Consider the following 21155-nt stretch of genomic DNA (forward strand, 5'->3'; position numbering starts at 1 on the left):
CCATAATGTGATTACACTCTTTATTTTACACGAACAAGACATTGATTATAATGATTTAATATAGTCTTTAATGAATTGTAATGCTGTTGTTATCTTTTCAGGTTCAGTACCGCCACCTTGAGCCATGTCTGGACGACCGCCACCTTTGCCACCTACGATAGGTGCCATTTCTTTAATAATATCTCCAGCCTTAATTTGGCCTGTTAAAGATTTAGGTACAGTCGCAATTAAAGATACTTTACCACCAACATGACTCGCTAAAATAATAATCGTATCTTGCAGGCGTGATTTAAAATCATCCATAGTCGTACGCATTGCTTTAGCATTATCCACTTCTACTTCTGTAATCAATACAGGTAAATCATTAATTACTTCTACTTTATCTTCTATGCTACCCATTTTCAAGTTATTAAGCTCTTTTGACTTTTGTTCGAGCGTGCGTTGAAGTGCTTTTTCTTCTTCTTGAATTTGAACAATTTTATCAAATACTTGATCATCCGACTTTGCTTTAACTTGTTGCTTGATTAAATTAAATTGTTCTAAGTAACGCTCTAAATAGAGGCAGGCGTGTTGGCCTGTAACGGCTTCAATTCTTCTCACACCAGCACCGGTACCAGATTCGCTTGTAATTTTAAATAAACCAATTTCAGAAGTGTTTTTTACATGGGTTCCACCACAAAGTTCTTTAGAGAATGGTCCCATATCAACAACTCGTACAACATCACCATATTTCTCACCAAATAGCGCCATAGCACCAGCTGACTTCGCTTCTTCAATAGCCATTTCTTTTGTTTCAACATCCATACTCTTCCAAATTTCTTCGTTAACACGCTGTTCAACAAGTTGAATTTCTTCACTTGTCATAGGTGCGATATGAGAAAAATCAAAACGTAAACGCTCGCTATCTACTAATGAGCCTGCTTGGTTCACATGTGTCCCTAATACTTGTTTTAATGCAGCATGTAACAAATGTGTGGCACTATGATTTTTCATAATGGCTTTACGTTCTGTCTCATTGACATATGCATGAACGATAGCATCTTCATAGACTTGTCCGAATTTAATCTGTCCTGTATGCAAGTGTTGGCCATTTGGCGCTTTGATGACCTCGGATACTTCAATTTCAAATTCATCACTTTGAATAATACCTTTATCTGCAATTTGACCACCGCTAACTGCATAAAAAGGCGTTTGATCCATTACAAAATATATCGTTTGTCCAGCATCGACTTTTTCTTGGCGTTGGCCATCAACTATAATATCCGTAATCACACTCTCAGTTTGTAACGTTTGGTAGCCCACAAAACGACTTACTGTTCGTATTGATTTTAATACTTCACTTTGAACTTGCATGGATTGATTATTTTGTCTTGCTTTTCGTGCACGCTCACGTTGTGCTTCCATGTGTGCGTTAAAACTTTCCATATCTATTTCCAATTGCGCATCTTGAGTTATTTCTTCAGTCAATTCAATTGGGAAACCATACGTATCATATAATTTAAACGCATCAGCACCGCTAATCCTTTCATTAGAAGCTTTTGACGCTTCAATTAATTGATTGAGTATTGAAAGTCCCTCTTCCAATGTTTCATGAAAGCGTTCTTCTTCTGATTTAATTACACGCGCAATAAAATCGGCTTTTTCTTTTACATTTGGGTAATACGGTTCCATAATGGTTGCCACTACATCAACTAACTGATATAAAAATGGTTCATTAATATCCAATGATTGACTAAATCGAACTGCACGACGTAACAAACGACGTAATACATAGCCACGACCTTCATTAGCTGGAAGTGCGCCATCAGAAATCGCAAAAGCAATCGTCCGGATATGGTCAGTGATAACTTTAAAGGCAATGTCATGCGTTGCATTTTCTAAATATGTTTTCCCAGAAATCTTTTCAACTTCACGCATGATAGGCATAAAGAGGTCTGTTTCATAGTTCGTGCGTACATTTTGAGAAATCGAGGCCATACGTTCAAGCCCCATCCCTGTATCTATATTTTTACTTGGTAGTGGCGTATATGAGTGATCTTTATTATGATTAAATTCACTAAATACCAAGTTCCACACTTCTAAATAACGTTCATTTTCTCCACCAGGATACATTTCTTCAGCTGGATCATCCTGTCCATAAGCATCGCCACGATCATAAAATATTTCAGTATTTGGACCAGATGGACCTTCACCAATATCCCAGAAATTCCCTTCAATACGAATGATACGTGATTCGCTTAAGCCAATTTCATCATGCCATAGTTGATACGCTTCAGTGTCCTCTGGATGAATCGTTACATATAAACGATCTGGATCCATTGCCATCCAACGATCACTTGTTAAAAATTCCCAAGCAAAAGCAACCGCTTCACGTTTAAAATAGTCCCCGATTGAAAAATTACCTAACATTTCAAAAAACGTATGGTGACGCGCTGTAAAACCAACATTTTCAATATCATTTGTTCGAATTGATTTTTGCGCATTAACAATTCGAGGTTTTTTAGGTATTTCTCGGCCGTCAAAATATTTTTTTAACGTTGCCACCCCTGAATTAATCCATAATAACGAATCATCGTCAATCGGTACAAGCGGTGCTGACGGTTCCACCATATGTTCTTTTTCAACAAAAAAATCGATAAACATTTGTCTTATTTCACTAGCTTTTAACGTTTTCATCACACATCATCTCCTAAAAAAATAAGACACTCGTCTCTCAAAAAGGGACGAATGTCTCGCGGTACCACCCTAGTTATGATTTTAAAATCATCACTTTGTCGATATATAATTAATCTAGATATAGTAGCGTTCAATGGTCTTAATCGTACATCTCAGCACCTGCACGTCTCTGTGAATTAAGGAAGCATTTACTCGGCTATATCAATTGAATAATTCTATTATATTAAGCGTTTTAAACATTGTCAATTTCCATAAAATCGTATGGGCTTACATTTTGCATATTAATCATTGGATCAATGCTATACATTGTGTCTTCAGTTAATGAAATGACTTCACTCGATGTCTCTTCAGAATTAAAATATTGTTCTAAAAAGGATTGTTGCCGCGTGAGTCTCACTTGGCCTTCCGTTTTCAAACCAATATTGAAAGCATCTGAATCTCCTAAAAATACAAGTGATTGCTTTGCACGGGTTAAACCCGTATAAAGAATTGGCTTTTGAAGCATCCGAAAATATTGCTTGACTATCGGCATAATGACGATTGGAAATTCTGACCCTTGTGCTTTATGAATCGACGTACAATACGCATGTGTTAATTCTGTTAGATCCGATTTTAAATACGTAATCTCATTACCTTCGTAATCTACAATGACCACATCTTTGTTCAGTACATTTTCCTTCGCCCAAAATATACCAGCAATGACACCAATATCTCCATTAAAAATATTATCATTCGGTCGATTAACAAGTTGAAGTACTTTGTCACCTTTTCGGTACACAATATCTCCAAAGTGTATTGCTCTTGTATCATCGTTTTCAATTGGATTTAAAATATCTTGTAGGACTTTATTGAGCTTATGAATACCCGCATTCCCACGGTACATTGGTGCAAGTACTTGAATATCAGACATATCATAACCTTTACTCACGGCATTTGTTACGACTTTACGAACAACTTCTGGAATTTGATCAATATGACAAGGAATAAAGGATCGATCATGAAACCGCTCGGTAATGTCTACGTTTAAACCCGCCTTCATGTTATGAGCAAGTGCAATAATACTTGAACCATCTTGTTGGCGGTATACTTCTTTTAAATTAATGCGCTTTAATGATTTTGATGAGATTAAATCTTTAAATACTTGTCCTGGACCTACTGATGGTAATTGGTCCTCATCACCAACTAATACAACTTGTGCATCTTCAGGAACTGCTGCCATAAATTGATGAAATAGCCATGTATCTACCATTGACATTTCGTCAATAATGATAAGCTTTGCATGAATTTCATTATCTAGAATGTCTTCTGGCTTGGTATCTTGATTCCAACCTATCAAGCGGTGAATCGTCATAGCATCAAGACCCGTCGCATCATGCAACCTTTTCGATGCACGACCAGTAGGTGCTGCGAGAACCACGGGGTAATCTTCATCTCCGTAATCGTCATAATTTAAAGAAATACCATGTAAGGCCGCATAGAGGTGTACAATCCCTTTGATTACAGTTGTTTTACCCGTCCCTGGACCACCAGTTAAAATCATCATTTTATTTTGCATTGCAGCTTCAAGTGCTTCTTTTTGTGCCTCAGCATAAGTCACGCCATTTGATTCTTCAATTTCACCAATATGTAATTGAATGTCTGATTGATCAAACGTATCCATAAATACTTGATTATGCATTAATTTATAGATATTTTGGCTACTTTTAAGTTCTGAATAATACAAACTTGGTATCGCGATATGATCATTATCATTAATCAACCGCTTCTCTTCTATAAGTTGACAAAGTACGTCTTCAAGCATCGTCTGATCAATTGCTGTTTCGTGTTGTTTAGTAAGTAAGGTAGAGGACTCAGTCATTAACGTATCTTTAGGTAAATACGTATGCCCCTGTTTAATACAGATTTCTTCTACAATGTATTGAATCCCTGCTTTAAGTCGATTTGGGTGTGTATACGAAATACCTACTAAACTTGCAAGTTGATCAGCTTTTTGAAAGCCTACGCCACGTATATCATATACGAGTTGATAGGGATTTTGATCAATAACGTTAATGGTCTCATCCTTATAAAATTTATAAATATCCATGGCCAATTTCGCACCAAAACCAAGTTCGTTTAAGCGAATCATGATTTGTTCACTCGCTTGATTTTGAGACACTTGTTCTGCAATTTGCTGTTGCTTTGCTTTAGACAATTTCGGTACTTGTTCAAGAACTGATGCGTCATTTAAAATAGACTGAATTGCATTGTCACCTAATGTATCTACAATGGATTCTGCTGTTTTTTTACCCACACCTTTAAACAGGTCACTTGATAAATATTGAACAATAGAATCTCTCGTTTGAGGTATTTCTTTTTGAAACGTTTCTGCTTTTAATTGTTTGCCGTACCGAGGATGTTCTGCTACTTGACCTTTGAAAGTATATGTTTCGCCTTCAACGATATTTGGAAAATACCCAACAACTGTTGCCATTGTTTCAAAGTCTTCATTAGAATCTTCAACCTCTACTTTGAGGACCGTATAGTAATTATCACTATTTTGAAAAAGAATGACTTCGATGTTCCCTTTGATATATGACTGTTCAAATAGTGTTGGGTTTTCCACGTGTTATACCTCCCCTTCAGATTTAATCATTTCAAATGTTTTTAATGCATGGTGACTTAATACATGATCATGAGCCATTTCAGTTGCTTTTTTGAACCCTTCAATGGCTTCATCAATGTCTTCATTTAACATATAATTTGCCAATGTAAGATTATATTTGGCATCTGCATGCTTGTTGTCTTTTTCAAGAATCGTCGACAATACAGAAATGGCTGTTTGAAACATTTCTAGCTCACATAATAATAATCCGTATTGAAATTGGACTTCTAAATCAGCAAAGTTTTCATCTAATTCAGCTGCTCTCATTAGAAAAGGCAAAGCTTGCTTTTTAGCATCCAACTGATAAAAAGACATGCCAATCATATAGTTTGTATCTTTATTATCTAATCCATTTTGAATCGCAGTTTGATATAATTTAATCGCCTCTTGGAAACGAGATTCATTATAATAAACATTTGCAAAGTTATAATAGATTGCGGCATTTTTAGGATTTAGTGTTAGGGCGCGTTGGAAGAATTTTTCTGCCTTTTCAATTTCTCCAGCTTCTGCCAATAAAATACCAGAATTGATATAGTTTTCAACTTGTTCTGGTTGAGCTTCTATATTATTAAAACAAGCTTCTAGTGCTTTATCATATAGTCCTTGTTGAATCAATTGGTGAATTTCAGTTTGTTCCATTTTAAACTCCTCTATGACGAAATATTAACTCAATTATCTTAAACAATATAACTTAATTTGCCACTTTCTTTATACACATCATCAATCGTTGCGCCGCCAAGACATACATCTTGATCATAAAACACAACGGCTTGACCAGGTGTTATCGCTCTAACTGGTTCATCAAACGTCACACGGATCGTATCGTCATTTTCTTTCGTAACTGTTACACCAGTATCTTTTTGTCTGTATCTAAATTTCGCAGTACATGTTAAAGGGGTAGAAAGGTCAATGTCATTTACAAATGAGACATCTGATGCAATTAAATAATCGCTATAAAGTGCTTCATGATGGAATCCTTGTTCAACGTATAATATATTGTCTTCTAAATTTTTACCGACTACAAACCATGGGTCACCATCGCCACCAATACCTAAGCCATGACGTTGACCAATCGTATAGTACATGAGTCCAGAGTGTTTACCTTTTAGTTCACCATTTAACGTGCGCATTTCGCCAGATTGTGCTGGTAAATATTGAGATAAGAATGTTTTAAAATTACGTTCACCAATAAAGCAAATACCTGTAGAATCTTTCTTCTTAGCGGTTGCTAAATTTTGAGCTTCTGCAATTTCTCGTACTTTCGCTTTTTCGATATCACCTATAGGAAACATTACTTTTTCCAATTGAGAGTGCGTTAATTGATTTAAAAAATATGTTTGGTCTTTATTGCTGTCGACCCCGCGTAACATTTCAACGCGTCCGTTATGGCGTCTAACACGTGCATAGTGCCCGGTTGCCACGTAATCTGCACCTAATTTTAAAGCATGCTCCAAAAAGGCTTTAAATTTAATCTCTTTATTACACATGACATCTGGATTTGGTGTACGGCCCTTTTTATATTCATCTAAAAAATATGTGAATACTTTATCCCAATATTCCTTTTCAAAATTAACAGCATAATATGGAATACCTATTTGGTTACATACTTCAATCACATCATTGTAATCTTCTGTAGCAGTACAGACGCCATTTTCATCCGTATCATCCCAATTTTTCATAAAGATGCCGATCACATCATAGCCTTGTTCTTTGAGTAAATGTGCTGTAACTGAACTGTCTACACCTCCAGACATGCCCACAACAACACGTGTGTTTTGATTTGTCAAAGTTATTCCTCCTTAAACTTTAAATATATTTTTTGAATTTCAGCAACTATTGTTTTAATATCACGTTCGGTTACATTTTCATTCAAACTAATGCGAATAGAGCGCGTAACGCGTTCTTGTTCACCATACATTGCAGATAAGACGTGTGATGGAATCGTTGATCCGGCAGTACATGCTGAACCTGACGAAACATAAATTTGTGCCATATCTAATAGCGTTAGCAATGTTTCAACATCTATAAATGGAAAATATAAATTAATAATATGGTTCGAGCTATCAATCATTGAACCGTTATATTCAAATGGTATGGCACGCTCTTGTAAACTGACAAGTAGCAATTCTTTTAAACGAGTAATGTGAATCTGGTTGTCATCACGATGTGCTTCAGCTAATTTTAAGGCAGTTGTTAAGCCGACAATCTGAGGAACGTTTTCAGTACCAGCACGTCGTCTCGTTTCTTGTTCACCGCCTTGTTGATGATATTGAATACGCGTACCATTTTTCACGTATAAAACACCTACGCCTTTTGGACCACCGAATTTATGAGCTGTTAAACTTAAAGCGTCTACCTTTAAATCTTTGACATCCACAGGTAAATGACCGATGGCTTGAACAGCATCCATATGGAAAAATGCTGAATGTGAATTTAGAATATCTTGAATGTCATAAATATGCTGAACTGTTCCTACTTCATTGTTGACAAACATGATTGACACAAGTGTCGTATCAGGTCGCAAAGCTTGTTTGAATTGGTCTAAATCAATTAAACCATCCTCATCGACATTTAAGTATGTTACTTCAAATCCTTGCGTTTCTAAGAATTCAAATACATGCAGTACTGAATGATGTTCAATCTTAGTCGTAATTAAATGTCTACCTTTGGATTGATTCGCCATCGCAATACCTTTAATTGCCGTATTATTAGACTCAGTCGCGCCACTCGTGAATATAATTTCGTTCGTATTTGCATTTAATATTTGCGCAACTTGTCGTCTTGATTCATCTAAGAAGCGTCGCGCATCACGACCTTGCGCGTGGATAGATGAGGGATTCCCATAATGTGTTTCGTAAATTTTAGTCATGGATTCTATGACTTCAGGCTTTACTGGCGTTGTCGCAGCATAATCAGCATATACACCCATTATTCGTCCGTCCTTTCTTATTTTCAATGTTCCTATTTTAGCACTTGACACTTAAAATTTCTAGTCGCTGGTTTATAAAGTATAGTAACCATATATTAATTAATTTAAGCATATCATTCTATGGATAAAACGTGAACGTAAAGAGGATTTTATTCCAATAAGCATATTCATATTTGTATGAATCGTCGTTTGGTATAGTAATGAGGAAGGAAGTGTTAATATGTCAAATCACATTCGTTACTCTGCATTAAATTTAGTACCAATTCGCGAAGGATCTAATGAAAAAGAAGCAATTGCTCAAATGACAGCATTGGCGCAACACTTAGAAACGTTAAACTATGAAAGATATTGGATTGCTGAGCATCATAATGCACCTAATTTAGTTAGTTCGGCCACTGCCCTATTAATTCAACATTGTTTAAGCCAGACGCGCCATATGCGTATAGGTTCAGGTGGCATTATGTTACCGAATCATGCACCTTTAATTGTTGCTGAACAATTTGGTACGTTAAATGTGTTATATGGTGATCGTGTAGATTTAGGGCTGGGTCGTGCACCTGGTACAGATATGGCAACTGCGAGTGCCCTACGTCGTGACCAACATGATGGCGTGTATCAATTTCCTGAGGAAGTGCAACAACTATTACAATACTTCGGTTCTGAAACCAATCAAGGATATGTTAAAGCCATTCCAGCAGTTAATAAACAAGTACCTTTGTATATTTTAGGGTCGTCTACTGATTCTGCTCATGTTGCCGCCCGACAAGGTTTGCCTTATGTATTTGCTGGTCATTTTGCCCCTCAACAAATGAAGGAAGCACTGGCTATCTACAGAGAATTATTTGAACCATCACAATATTTATCCGAACCCTACATCATCGTGTGTCTTAATGCTATTTTAGCTGATTCTAATGAGGAGGCAAATTACTTAGCAACTACACAAGCACAAGTCTTCGCGAGTATTTTGAATGGACGTATGCAAAAAATGCAACCACCTGTTCAAGACTTGACTCAAATATTATCACCGCGTATCATCGCATTAGCTGAACAACGCATTGCAGGGTCATTAGTTGGTGACAAAGCAACGGTTAAAGAAAAAATTAAAGACTTTATCGCACACTATGGTGCAATTAATGAAATCATGACAGTAAGTTATATTTATGACACTACTTTACAACACCGTTCTTATCAATATTTTAAGGAAGTTATAGATGAAATCAATCATTCCTGACGTAATGACACAAAAAAGCAATGGATCTAAAAGACCCATTGCTTTTCACATTTATTTATTATCGCCAGAAAATTTGTTAAATGCGTCTTTAGCTTTGTCAGCTAAGCCGCCTTTATCGTCATTGTTGTCGTTATTTTCACCATTTTGTTTATCTTGATACTTGTCATAAGCGTCTTTAGCTTTATCTAAATATTCTTCGCCTTGTTTTTTATCCATTATGGATACCTCCTTGTTCAAGATATTATGTGAATACCCTTACGAGTGAATGTTAAACATGCAACAATATTCGAGATTAAAACGGTTATTGTTTGAATTTATCCATTGCATCGTTCACTGAGTTTTTAGCATCTTCTGTTTTTTCTTTAGCTTTACCTGCCACTTTATCTTGTTTACCTTCATTTTCAAGTGATTCATTATTTGTCGCTTTGCCAACTGACTCTTTAATTGAGCCTTTAGTTTGGTCCATTTTACCTTTATCTAATGACATATATATCCCTCCGATTAATTGAGATAATATAATCATTCCACAAACCACATTTATTTAAACCCGGTGTTAGAATTCTTCATAAATCGAAGGATCTTGTCCTTTTCGTCTTCCATCAATTTTTGATAATTGGTTAATCAATGTCATGTCCGCGTCAGAAATATTAAAATCAAATATTTGAAGATTTTCAAGTTGTCTAGCATGCGATGTTGCTTTTGGAATTGGCATTATGCCTCTTTGTATATGCCATCTTAAAATAATTTGTACAACTGATTTAGTGTATTTATGAGCTAATTCTTGCAAAATAGGTTCCTTTAATAAGCCATTATCTCGACCGATAGGACTCCATGCTTGAATTAAGATTTGATTTTCTTCATGATATGAAAACATCGCTTCTTGGTTGAAATAAGGATGCAACTCTATTTGATTTAGCACGGGTAGAACACCTGTAGTTTGTTTTAACGTTTCTATATATTCCGGTAAAAAATTACACACACCTATTGAACGAATTAAACCCGCTTTTTTTGCAGCAATCATCGCTTTCCATGCTTCAACATATAAGCCTTGTTTAGGATTGGGCCAGTGAATTAAATAAATATCAATATAGTCTACGCCTAAGCGATAAAGGCTTTCTTCAATGGTTTGAAACACATCATCATATGCTTGGTAACGCCCTGGCAATTTAGAAATAATTGTAATGTCTTCTCTTGCAACTTTACTTTGAGCAATTGCCTTGCCCACAGCACCTTCATTTTCATAGTTATAAGCTGTATCAAGTACTCGATATCCCACTTTGAGTGCGTTTTGGATAGCATGTACCCCTTCGACTCCGTTTAATTTATACGTACCAAATCCTATTTGTGGGATAATATGACCGTCATTTAATGTGTATGTATTCATTCTTTAACCTCCTAAAAAAATACAACAATGATTGCACGACGAACCGTGTCATTGTTGTAAAATTATTGTTCAAATTAAATATAAAACATATATCCTTCTAGATAATCTTTTTCCTGATATTCAGCTAATGATTGTAGCGTTGTTTGATCTAATACATCTTTTACAGCATCTCGCATACGTAACCATAATTGTTGCTGTGCAGGCGATTCAGATTCCATACGTTCAACGATTGTAATTGGACCTTCTAAAAGACGTATAATGTCTCCTGCAGTAATTTCATCCGCTGGCATTTTTAATTCGTATCCGCCTTTAGCGCCGCGCACACTACGAATTAATCCTGCATTGCGTAATGGACCAACGAGTTGCTCTAAATACAAATCGCTTAATTGATTTTCTTCTGCTATTGTCTTAAGTGAGACACATCCCGTACCTTGACGTTTTGCTAATGCAATCATCAAAGTAAGCCCATATCTACCTTTTGTTGAAATTTTCATATTATAACCTCACATTATTGATAAACGATTTACTTACAATTTATCGTTATTTATATTAGTATAATACTATTGCAAAAAGAGTACAAATAAGAGCCAAAGGTTTAAAAAATTTGTATGGCTATTTTAGACATGGAGGGTAACTATGAACACTGAACCGTTAGCATCTCGTATGAGACCTAAAACGATAGACGATGTTATTGGACAAAGTCACTTGGTTGGTCCGAATGGCATTATTCGACGTATGGTTAACGCCAAACGATTGTCTTCAATGATTTTTTACGGACCTCCAGGTATTGGTAAAACCAGTATTGCTCAGGCAATCGCTGGTAGTACGGCATATAAATTTCGCCAATTAAACGCCGTGACACATACAAAAAAAGATATGCAAATGATTGTTGATGAAGCTAAAATGTCGGGACAAGTTATTTTGTTACTAGATGAAATTCATCGCTTGGATAAAGCAAAACAAGATTTTTTATTACCACATTTAGAAAACGGTAAAATCGTACTGATAGGTGCGACAACTTCTAACCCTTACCATGCTATCAATCCAGCGATTCGTTCACGTGCACAAATATTCGAGCTGTATCCTTTAGATACGAATGATATTAAAAAAGCTTTGACCTTCGCACTTGAAAATGAGGAACGTGGTCTGAAAACGCACAATGTGCAAATGAATGATGACGCTTTTGAATATTTCGCTACTCAAAGTCAAGGTGATGTTCGTAGTGCTTTAAATGCTTTAGAATTAGCAGTTTTAAGTGATACTGAAACGCCCCCTCACATTACACTTAAAGATGCGGAAGATTGCTTACAAAGCGGAGCATTTTTAAGTGACAAAGATGGAGATATGCATTATGACGTGATGAGTGCCTTTCAAAAATCTATACGTGGAAGTGATGTAGATGCAGCATTACATTATTTGGCACGCTTAATTCAAGCTGGTGATTTACCAACAATTGCTAGACGTTTATTAGTAATTAGTTACGAAGATATCAGCTTGGCATCGCCTGCAGCTGGTCAACGTACGCTTGCTGCGATTGAAGCGGCAGAACGACTCGGATTCCCTGAAGCAAGAATCCCTTTAAGCCAAGCGGTGATTGAACTTTGTTTATCTCCAAAATCTAACACCGCTATTCAATCTATTGATGCTGCATTATCTGATGTTCGAAAAGGTCATGTTGGTCAAATCCCAAATCATTTAAAAGATGGTCACTATCAAGGTGCTAAAGATTTAGGTCATGCCATTGGTTATAAGTACCCTCATAATTATGAAAATGGTTATGTAAAACAACAATATTTACCTGATTTACTAAAACGTAAGCAATACTATCAACCGAAAACAACTTCTAAATCAGAACAACAGTTTAAAGCCATTTATGATAATTTAAAAAAGTAAATATAATATAAGCCTTCAATAATCATCTTTTATGGCTATTGAAGGCTTATTTTATATGAATGTTGTAAGTGGTTTTGACCTTTATCTATTTTATAGAACGCGTTAGGTCTATTTATCTTTTATTCGTGTCAAAGGAATGTCACGCGTAATATCATTACAAACGTAACTCGCTAAAATCAAACCAACCACACTTGGCACAAATGCATTAGATGATGGTGGCATTTGCGCTTTACGGTTTTTTCCATTTGCATCGCCGACTACAGCTTTCACATCTTCACGAATTACAATTGGACTTTCATCAGAAAATACAACGGGAATGCCTTTATAAATCCCTTTACGTTTTAACTGATTTCGGATTACACGAGCAATTGGATCTGTATGTGTTTTCGAAATATCCGTAATTTGGAAACGTGTCGGATCAATTTTATTCGCCGCCCCCATACTAGAGATGATTTTAATCCCTCTGTTCAGACATTGTTCCATAAGGTGTACTTTGTAAATAATAGTGTCGCTTGCATCAACAATATAATCAATTTGATAATCATTAAATAATTGTTCGTACGTTTCTTCAGTATAAAACATGTGCAAGGATGTTACGGTACATTTCGGGTTGATCAGTTTGATTCGTTCTTCCATTAAGCTTACTTTACTTTGACCAATGGTAGACGTTAATGCATGTAATTGACGGTTAACATTCGTTATATCTACATCATCTTTATCAATCAAGATGATATGTCCAATATTTGTACGCGCAAGTGCTTCTGCCGCAAAGGAACCTACGCCTCCTACACCTAAAACAGCAACGGTTGTATTTTCTAGTAATTTTAATCCTTCTTGTCCGATAGCTAATTCATTTCTCGAAAATTGATGCTTCATAATGAACTCCTTTAATCTGTTTGAACGCATAAAAATACGCAAGACATACGTCTTGCGTACCGATAGAATCCGTCATGCCGTAGTTTAAAGTGCTTGATCATTTTGGCCTGCTATATACAGGTGGGTGTCCTGTTTCTTGTTTTGCACGTCCTCCTTTAGAGGCGTGTGCGCTGCAAGAAAACCCATTGGACTCCCTGATCAAAGAGTGTTAGGTCAAAATACATAAAGCGAACTTACGTACACTACAGACGACTATCTTATGCATTCATCATACCACATATCATGTATTTGGCAAGTGATATGAATTTAATGTTTAATACGTAAAGATAATTCATCTAATTGTTTCGATGAAACCTCACTTGGTGCATTTGTTAATAAATCTGTAGCTGATGCCGTTTTAGGGAATGCAATCGTATCGCGTAAGTTAGATGCACCAGTCAGTAACATCACTAAGCGGTCAAGACCAAGTGCGATACCACCATGAGGCGGTGCACCGTATTTAAATGCATCTAATAAGAAACCAAACTGTTCTTGTGCACTCTCTTCAGTAAAGCCAAGTGCTTTAAACATTTTAGATTGTATATCGCCATCATGAATACGAATCGATCCGCCACCAAGCTCAAAACCGTTAAGCACGATATCATAGGCTTGTGCTTGTGCAGTTTCTGGTGCACTTTCTAATTTATCAATATCTTGTGGTTTTGGTGACGTAAATGGATGGTGAGCTGCAACATAACGATTTGTCTCTTCATCATATTCTAATAATGGCCAATCCGTAACCCATAAGAAATTGAATTGATTTGGATCAAGTAAGTTTAATTCTTTTGCTAATTTGACACGCAATGCACCTAAACTTTGTGCCACTACGTCTTTAGAATCTGCAACAAATAATACAAGGTCACCAGCTTGAGCAGCAGTGAGTTCACGTAATTTTTCAACATGGTCTGCTTCAAAGAATCTTGCAATAGGTCCATTTAAACCGTCTTCAACAACTTTAACCCATGCTAAACCTTTAGCACCATAAATGTTAACAAATTCAGTTAAACCATCGATATCTTTACGTGTATATTTGTCGGCGCCTTGTTCCACAACTATTGCTTTCACTTGTCCGCCATTTTCAACCGCACTTGTAAAAACTTTGAAGTCCATCATGCTACCAAGTTGAGATACATCGATCAGCTCCATGCCAAATCTTGTGTCTGGTTTATCCGAACCATAACGTTCCATCGCTTCGGCATAAGTCATACGTGGAAAGGCTTCATCAATAGTAATCCCTTTTACATCTTTCATGACAGCTTTTAACATTTGTTCTCCAAGTTGCATTACGTCTTCTTGTTCAACAAAACTCATCTCAATATCAACTTGTGTAAATTCAGGTTGACGGTCAGCACGTAAATCTTCATCTCGAAAACATTTAACAATTTGGTAGTATTTATCAAAACCACTCATCATTAATAATTGTTTGAATAATTGTGGTGATTGCGGTAATGCATAAAATTCACCCTCATGAACACGAGATGGGACAAGATAATCTCTAGCTCCTTCTGGTGTTGATTTTGTTAATACGGGTGTTTCAATATCATAAAATCCTGCATCATCTAAATAGCGGCGAATGGCTTGCGTTGTTTGATGACGTAATTTGAAAGTACGAGCAAATTCCTCACGACGTAAATCTAAATAACGGTATTTTAATCGAATATTCTCATCAACATTTACATTTTCATCATTAATTGAGAATGGTGGTGTTTCAGATTTATTGATAATTTGAATATGAGATGCTTGTACTTCCACTTGACCCGTTTTGATTTTAGGGTTTATGGTATCAGCATCTCTTTTAGTTACAGTCCCTTTAATTTCAACTACATATTCTGAGCGAATGCGTTCTGCAACTTCTAACGCTTCTTTAGAGAAGTCAGGATTAAAAACTACTTGTACAATCCCCTCTCTATCACGAACATCAACAAAAATGAGTCCACCAAGGTCTCGACGGTTATGCACCCATCCTTTCAATGTAACTTCTTGACCTAAATATGATTCTGTTATGAATCCACAATAAGTAGTACGTGGTGTCATTATGCTTTTCCTCCATTTATAAATTGTGCAATTTCATTTAATTTAATCGTATGACTTTCTCCCGTAGCCATGTGTTTGATTGCAACTTCATTTGTCGCAAGTTCTTGATCCCCGAGTACAATGGTATACGTTGCATTTAATCTATCAGCTTGCTTCATTTGACCCTTTAACTTGCGTGATAAATAATCTTTGTCAACGCGAATATTTTCGTGTCGTAAATCGTTTAATAATTTCACTGCATAGTCATCAGCATCGTTGCCCATTGTAGCGATGAACAAATCTAAATGTGACGTATGGGGAAGTTCAATTCCTTCTTCTTCAAGTGCCATAAGAAGACGCTCAATACTCAATGCAAAGCCAATACCAGTTTGATTTGGACCACCTAAAAGTTCTAACAAACCATTGTAGCGTCCACCGCCACATAATGTTGTAATTGCGCCTTTATAGTCTTCATTATCTATCATTAATTCAAAAGCTGTATGCGTGTAATAGTCTAAACCACGAACAAGATTTGGATCAACGACATATGGTATGCCTAAGCGATCTAAATGTGCTTTTACCGCATCAAAATATGATTTTGAATAATCATTTAAATAATCTGTAATGGATGGTGCTGTCTTCATTTCTGGTTTATCTTTATCGACTTTGCAATCTAAAATACGCATTGGATTCGTTTCAATACGGTTTTGACAATCTTGACAATACGTATGAATCACCGGTTTGAAATGCGCTCTTAATGCCTCTTGATATTCTACACGTGATTCTGCATCACCAACACTATTGATGACAAGTTTTAAATGTTTTAAACCAAAAGACTGGTAAATGTGCATCACCATTGCTAGAACTTCAGCATCAATACTAGGATTTTCAGCACCAATAGCTTCTATACCAAATTGGTTAAATTGACGATAACGTCCTTTTTGCTTTCTTTCATAACGAAACATTGGACCGTTATAATAAAGCTTAACTGGCTGATTCGCTAGACCTTGCATTTTATTTTCAATGTAACTTCTTACAGTTGCTGCTGTCCCCTCTGGACGTAATGTAATACTACGGTCGCCTTTATCTTTAAACGTGTACATTTCTTTTTGTACAACATCTGTTGAATCACCAACACCTCTAGCAAATAAATCCGTACTTTCAAATATTGGTGTTCGAATCTCTTGGTAATTGTACACTTCCATTAATTGATGTAACTTTGATTCAATATAACGCCATTTAGGCGATTCTTCAGGTAATATGTCTTGTGTTCCACGAGGAATATTAATCATCAGTCCATCCTCCTTATTTTTTTTAATAAAAAAGCCCCTTGCATGCGTAACCACATACAAGGGACGTACTTTAGCCGTGTTGCCACCCTAATTTAAGTACATGAAGACCATGTACTCACTCAATAGCTCATAACGTAAGCAAGACGGCTTTATTTTCATAAAGCACCTCTTCTTGTGTTCAAATGAATGCAAACAAGGTTTATATTTCAGCCACGTATAAACTCTCTATAACAAGTTAAAAACATTCAATTTCAAGAATACAATCGGTTTTATTTATCAAATTCAGTAATTATCATACATGTTTTTATTGAGGTTTTCAAGATATTAACTTAAAAAATAATTTTTAAGGCCTTCCACTAAAGCATTTTCAACCACTTGGCGATGATTGTTATCTTTTATCATCACTTCATCAGTAGGGTTACTAATGTAGCCAAGTTCAAGAAGTACAGCAGGCATATCGGTTTGTCTCAAAACTTGAAAATTTTCTTGACGTACACCACGATTTGAAAGCATGCCCTTTTTTTGAATACTTGCATTCAGAGTTTGTGCTAACATTTCTTGTTGTTCATGATACCAGTATACGGTAGCGCCATTTGCTTTGTTCGACTCTAAAGCATCATTATGTATACTAATAAAAGCGTCACCCGTGGCTTTTCGGTCTTTTAACCGTACGTACGTATCATCACTACGTGTTAATTTAACTTTAGCGCCCTCTTTTTCAAGTTTATCTTTTAATTCTAGACTCGTTTTTAAAGTCATATCTTTTTCAAGGGTATTTTTACCCGTCTGACTTGATGCCCCTTGATCATTGCCACCATGACCAGGATCAATAACAATGACTTTTCCTTTCAATGGACGTGCATGTGGGTTCTCATCCTCTTTAATATCTAAATTGGTATGCCAACCTGCAATCCATCCTTTTTGTGAATCATCATATGATGTGACTTCTAACCATTTACCTTCTTTACCAATCACTTTAAATGCTTCACCTTCGCGACTATTAAATAAAACAGGGTAACTCGCATTGGGACCTGTGCGAATTTGTGCATCTTCAATCAGATAGATTTTATCATCAGCATTATCTTTGATTGCATTAATCACTACAAGGAGTATAAAAACTAGTGAGATAATGATGGCACCAAAATAAAAGCGCTTAGGTTCTATATTTTTTGAACGTAACCATTTCTCAAAGTATTTCATATTATTTTGCCGTTTTCACTTTCATAAATAATGGTAACAGGACCATCATTTTGAATATCGATGGTCATATCAGTGCCAAATTCGCCAGTCACAACATCGAACCCATATGATGCTAAAGCGCGATTAAACACTTCATATATTTCATTTGCTTCATTTGGTGCTTTTGCTTTAGTAAAACTTGGTCGATTTCCCTTTTTAACGTCGGCAAATAAAGTGAATTGAGAAATTGAAAGTATTTCGCCTTTGACTTGTTGTATATTTAAATTAAGTTTACCTTCTGTATCTTCAAATAATCGAGCATTGATAATTTTTTTAGCTAAAATTTCGGCATCAGCATGAGTAGAATGTTCCCCAACACCAACCAACAAACAATAGCCTTTTTCAATAGTGCGATGAATATTCGAGTTTCGAACACCCGCCGATTTCACTCTTTGAACTACAATTTTCATTTATGGCACTCCTAATTCCAAACTCGTGTTACAGTATAAATGTCACCGAGCTGTTTTATTTTATCAGCTACTTTATATACTTCATGTACATTTTTTACCATAATACTTAAATTAATGACAGCATTTTTATCTACATCAGAACGACCAGCTACTTTAACGAGATGACTCGACGTACTATTCACGGCTTGTAATACTTCATTAAGTAATCCATTACGATCATAGGCCGTTACTTCTAAGTCTACTTGATATTTTTGTGAAGCATCTTTAGACTTAACCCACTCTACATCAATTAAACGTTCTGCTTCGTTTTGTATATTTGGACAATCGGTACGATGAACTTTAATGCCATGTCCTTTTGTAATATATCCAACAATTTTATCTCCAGGAATTGGATTACAACATTTAGATAGTTTGATTAACACATTATCTAAACCTTCGACATACACACCTGAATCGGTTGTAATATGATCTTTAATAGGCACTGATTTTGTGACAGATTGTGCCTGGTTTAGTGCTTTTTGTTTATTCTCAATACGTATACGTTCTGTGAGTTTATTAACAATTTGATTTGATGTAACGCCACCAAAACCAACTGCAGCAAACAAGTCATCTTCGTTGGCAAAGTTATATTTGTCATTGACAATTTTAATATTCCGCTCGGTTAAAATTTCCTCGACTTTGAAGCCTTGTTCTTTAATTTCAGCTTCAATCATAAATTTACCTTTTTCAATATTAGACGAACGATCTTGCTTTTTGAAAAAGCTTTTAATCTTACTTTTCGCACTAGAAGATCTGACAATTTTTAACCAATCTCTACTAGGACCATACGAATGTTTACTTGTACGAATTTCGACAATATCACCTGTTTGTAATACGTAATCGATGGGTACAATTTTACCATTTACTTTAGCACCTATCATCTTATTGCCCACTTCACTATGAATGGCATACGCAAAATCTATTGGCACTGCACCATAAGGTAACTCTATAACATCACTTGCAGGTGTAAATGCGTACACTTTATCGCTTTGTAAATCAAACTTCAGGGATTCGATAAACTCTTGCGCGTCAGAGGAGGTGTGGTCTTGTTCTGCAATATCTTTCAGCCAGTTTAATTTCTTATGATACGTTTCACTATCTTTATCTACTTTTTTACCCTCTTTATACGCCCAGTGAGCAGCAACACCGTGTTCTGCAATTTCATGCATTTCAAATGTTCTAATTTGAATTTCTAACGGATCACCATTGGGACCGACAACTGTCGTATGCAATGATTGGTACATATTTTGTTTTGGCATCGCTATATAGTCTTTAAATCGTCCCGGCATAGGTTTCCATAACGTGTGAACTAGACCTAAAACCGCATAACAATCTTTAATAGATGAAACAATCACTCGAACAGCTAATAAATCAAATATTTGATCAAATTGCTTCTTTTGTTTCATCATTTTACGATAAATGCTATAAATGTGTTTTGGTCGGCCACTAATATCGCCCTCGATTTGCATCAGATTCATTTCTTTACGAATATTTTCTATCGCATTTTCAATATAGGCTTCTCGTTCACTTCGCTTTTTTTTCATTAAATTTACAATTCTAAAATATTGAACGTTGTCGATATATCTTAATGCAATGTCTTCAAGTTCCCATTTAATTGTATTAATACCTAATCTATGTGCAAGTGGTGCATAGATTTCTAGCGTTTCTTTTGAAATGCGTATTTGTTTTTCTCGTGGCATGGCTCTTAATGTACGCATATTATGTAATCTGTCGGCTAACTTCACCAATATAACACGGACATCTTTCGCAATGGCTATAAATAATTTTCGATGATTTTCAGCCTGTTGCTCTTCTTTTGAACGGTATTTCACTTTTTTTAACTTCGTAACACCATCAACGATTGTCGCTACTTCAACATTAAACATTTCGACTACATCGTCAAAGGTATAAGGCGTATCTTCAATTACATCATGTAAAAAACCTGCTACAATCGTAGGGCCATCTAAACGCATTTCGGTTAATATGCCTGCAACTTGAATGGGATGCATGATATAAGGTAATCCATTTTTACGAAATTGACCTTCATGTGCTTTATATGCAATTTGATAGCTTTTCAAAACATATTCATATTCTTTTTGATCTAAATACGTTTTCGCTTTATGTAATACTTCGTCAGCACTATATGGATATTCGTTATTCATAAAGGGCACCCCCATCTTCTAAATAATACTTCTATCATACTACATGATTATCAAGAAATGAACTGTATTCTACTGATAGTACACAATATTGTCTCACTTTTATGTGACATTTAACACTTTATATACCATCACAAATCTTTTTAAAATCACGATAAAAAATACGTAATATAGGATTAAAAAATGAATCATTCGAATCATCATGCTTAACGTTTAATTTCATCGGACTATAAAATAATGAGTAACTTGTGCTTCCTATATAAATAACCATCAAAATTCATTTAGAAATGAACTTCGATGGTTATATGAATAAGACATCATCTTTAATATT

17 protein-coding genes and 1 other RNA gene are annotated in these 21155 nt (G+C 35.7%); 2 read left to right on the forward strand and 16 right to left on the reverse strand.

Annotated features, from left to right (window positions below):
* Positions 1–45 precede the first annotated feature (45 nt).
* From alaS to CD172_RS01635, 5 genes are all read right to left on the reverse strand, one after another.
* Positions 46–2676 (reverse strand): alanine--tRNA ligase, encoded by a 2631-nt coding sequence (gene alaS, locus CD172_RS01615; protein ID WP_103345268.1) that lies wholly within the window; start codon positions 2674–2676, stop codon positions 46–48.
* A 232-nt stretch (positions 2677–2908) separates the two neighbouring features.
* The gene (gene recD2 / locus CD172_RS01620; protein WP_103345269.1) at positions 2909–5281 is read right to left on the reverse strand and encodes an SF1B family DNA helicase RecD2; all 2373 of its coding nucleotides are present in this window, start codon (positions 5279–5281) and stop codon (positions 2909–2911) included.
* 3 nt (positions 5282–5284) lie between these two features.
* Entirely contained in the window at positions 5285–5959 is a 675-nt protein-coding gene (locus tag CD172_RS01625; protein WP_103345270.1) for a tetratricopeptide repeat protein, read from the reverse strand.
* A 38-nt stretch (positions 5960–5997) separates the two neighbouring features.
* Entirely contained in the window at positions 5998–7107 is a 1110-nt protein-coding gene (gene mnmA / locus CD172_RS01630) for a tRNA 2-thiouridine(34) synthase MnmA (protein ID WP_103345271.1), read from the reverse strand.
* A gap of 2 nt (positions 7108–7109) precedes the next feature.
* Positions 7110–8249, reverse strand: a complete 1140-nt coding sequence (locus tag CD172_RS01635) for a cysteine desulfurase family protein (protein ID WP_103345272.1) — start codon at positions 8247–8249, stop codon at positions 7110–7112.
* A gap of 220 nt (positions 8250–8469) precedes the next feature.
* On the opposite strand from CD172_RS01635, the gene CD172_RS01640 reads away from it, so the two are divergent.
* Positions 8470–9480 carry an LLM class flavin-dependent oxidoreductase gene (locus CD172_RS01640; protein WP_103345273.1) on the forward strand — a complete coding sequence of 337 codons (1011 nt, stop codon included), beginning with the start codon at positions 8470–8472 and terminating at the stop codon, positions 9478–9480.
* A gap of 51 nt (positions 9481–9531) precedes the next feature.
* On the opposite strand, the gene CD172_RS12660 is transcribed toward CD172_RS01640, so the two are convergent.
* From CD172_RS12660 to cymR, 4 genes are all read right to left on the reverse strand, one after another.
* Positions 9532–9696 (reverse strand): hypothetical protein, encoded by a 165-nt coding sequence (locus CD172_RS12660; RefSeq protein WP_164671788.1) that lies wholly within the window; start codon positions 9694–9696, stop codon positions 9532–9534.
* 85 nt (positions 9697–9781) lie between these two features.
* Complete coding sequence (locus CD172_RS01645; protein WP_103345274.1) at positions 9782–9967, reverse strand: CsbD family protein; 186 nt, start codon at positions 9965–9967, stop codon at positions 9782–9784.
* A 66-nt stretch (positions 9968–10033) separates the two neighbouring features.
* Complete coding sequence (locus tag CD172_RS01650; RefSeq protein ID WP_103345275.1) at positions 10034–10864, reverse strand: aldo/keto reductase; 831 nt, start codon at positions 10862–10864, stop codon at positions 10034–10036.
* A 74-nt stretch (positions 10865–10938) separates the two neighbouring features.
* Positions 10939–11358, reverse strand: coding sequence for a cysteine metabolism transcriptional regulator CymR (cymR, locus tag CD172_RS01655; protein WP_060551185.1), 420 nt, complete (start codon positions 11356–11358; stop codon positions 10939–10941).
* 142 nt (positions 11359–11500) lie between these two features.
* On the opposite strand from cymR, the gene CD172_RS01660 reads away from it, so the two are divergent.
* A complete protein-coding gene (locus CD172_RS01660; protein ID WP_103345276.1) occupies positions 11501–12757 on the forward strand; it encodes a replication-associated recombination protein A in 1257 nt (418 codons plus the stop codon).
* Positions 12758–12865: 108 nt separating this feature from the next.
* Here CD172_RS01660 and CD172_RS01665 read toward each other — a convergent pair whose 3' ends face one another.
* From CD172_RS01665 to CD172_RS01695, 7 genes are all read right to left on the reverse strand, one after another.
* Positions 12866–13633, reverse strand: coding sequence for a tRNA threonylcarbamoyladenosine dehydratase (locus tag CD172_RS01665; protein ID WP_037565464.1), 768 nt, complete (start codon positions 13631–13633; stop codon positions 12866–12868).
* 62 nt (positions 13634–13695) lie between these two features.
* Positions 13696–13887, reverse strand: a non-coding RNA gene (ssrS, locus tag CD172_RS01670) — 6S RNA.
* Positions 13888–13939: 52 nt separating this feature from the next.
* Entirely contained in the window at positions 13940–15706 is a 1767-nt protein-coding gene (aspS, locus tag CD172_RS01675) for an aspartate--tRNA ligase (RefSeq protein ID WP_103345277.1), read from the reverse strand.
* On the reverse strand, positions 15706–16977 hold the full coding sequence (gene hisS, locus CD172_RS01680; protein WP_060551189.1) for a histidine--tRNA ligase: 1272 nt from the start codon (positions 16975–16977) through the stop codon (positions 15706–15708). The genes aspS and hisS overlap by 1 nt, the downstream gene beginning before the upstream one ends.
* Before the next feature lie 324 nt (positions 16978–17301).
* A complete protein-coding gene (locus tag CD172_RS01685; RefSeq protein ID WP_060551190.1) occupies positions 17302–18177 on the reverse strand; it encodes an N-acetylmuramoyl-L-alanine amidase family protein in 876 nt (291 codons plus the stop codon).
* Positions 18174–18626: a D-aminoacyl-tRNA deacylase gene (gene dtd, locus CD172_RS01690; protein WP_037565468.1), complete on the reverse strand. Its 453-nt coding sequence runs from the start codon at positions 18624–18626 to the stop codon at positions 18174–18176. Before dtd ends, CD172_RS01685 begins: the two co-directional genes overlap by 4 nt.
* An 11-nt stretch (positions 18627–18637) precedes the next feature.
* Positions 18638–20827 carry a RelA/SpoT family protein gene (locus CD172_RS01695; RefSeq protein WP_103345278.1) on the reverse strand — a complete coding sequence of 730 codons (2190 nt, stop codon included), beginning with the start codon at positions 20825–20827 and terminating at the stop codon, positions 18638–18640.
* Positions 20828–21155 lie beyond the last annotated feature (328 nt).

It is taken from the genome of Staphylococcus agnetis, from assembly GCF_002901865.1.
Taxonomy (GTDB): domain Bacteria; phylum Bacillota; class Bacilli; order Staphylococcales; family Staphylococcaceae; genus Staphylococcus; species Staphylococcus agnetis.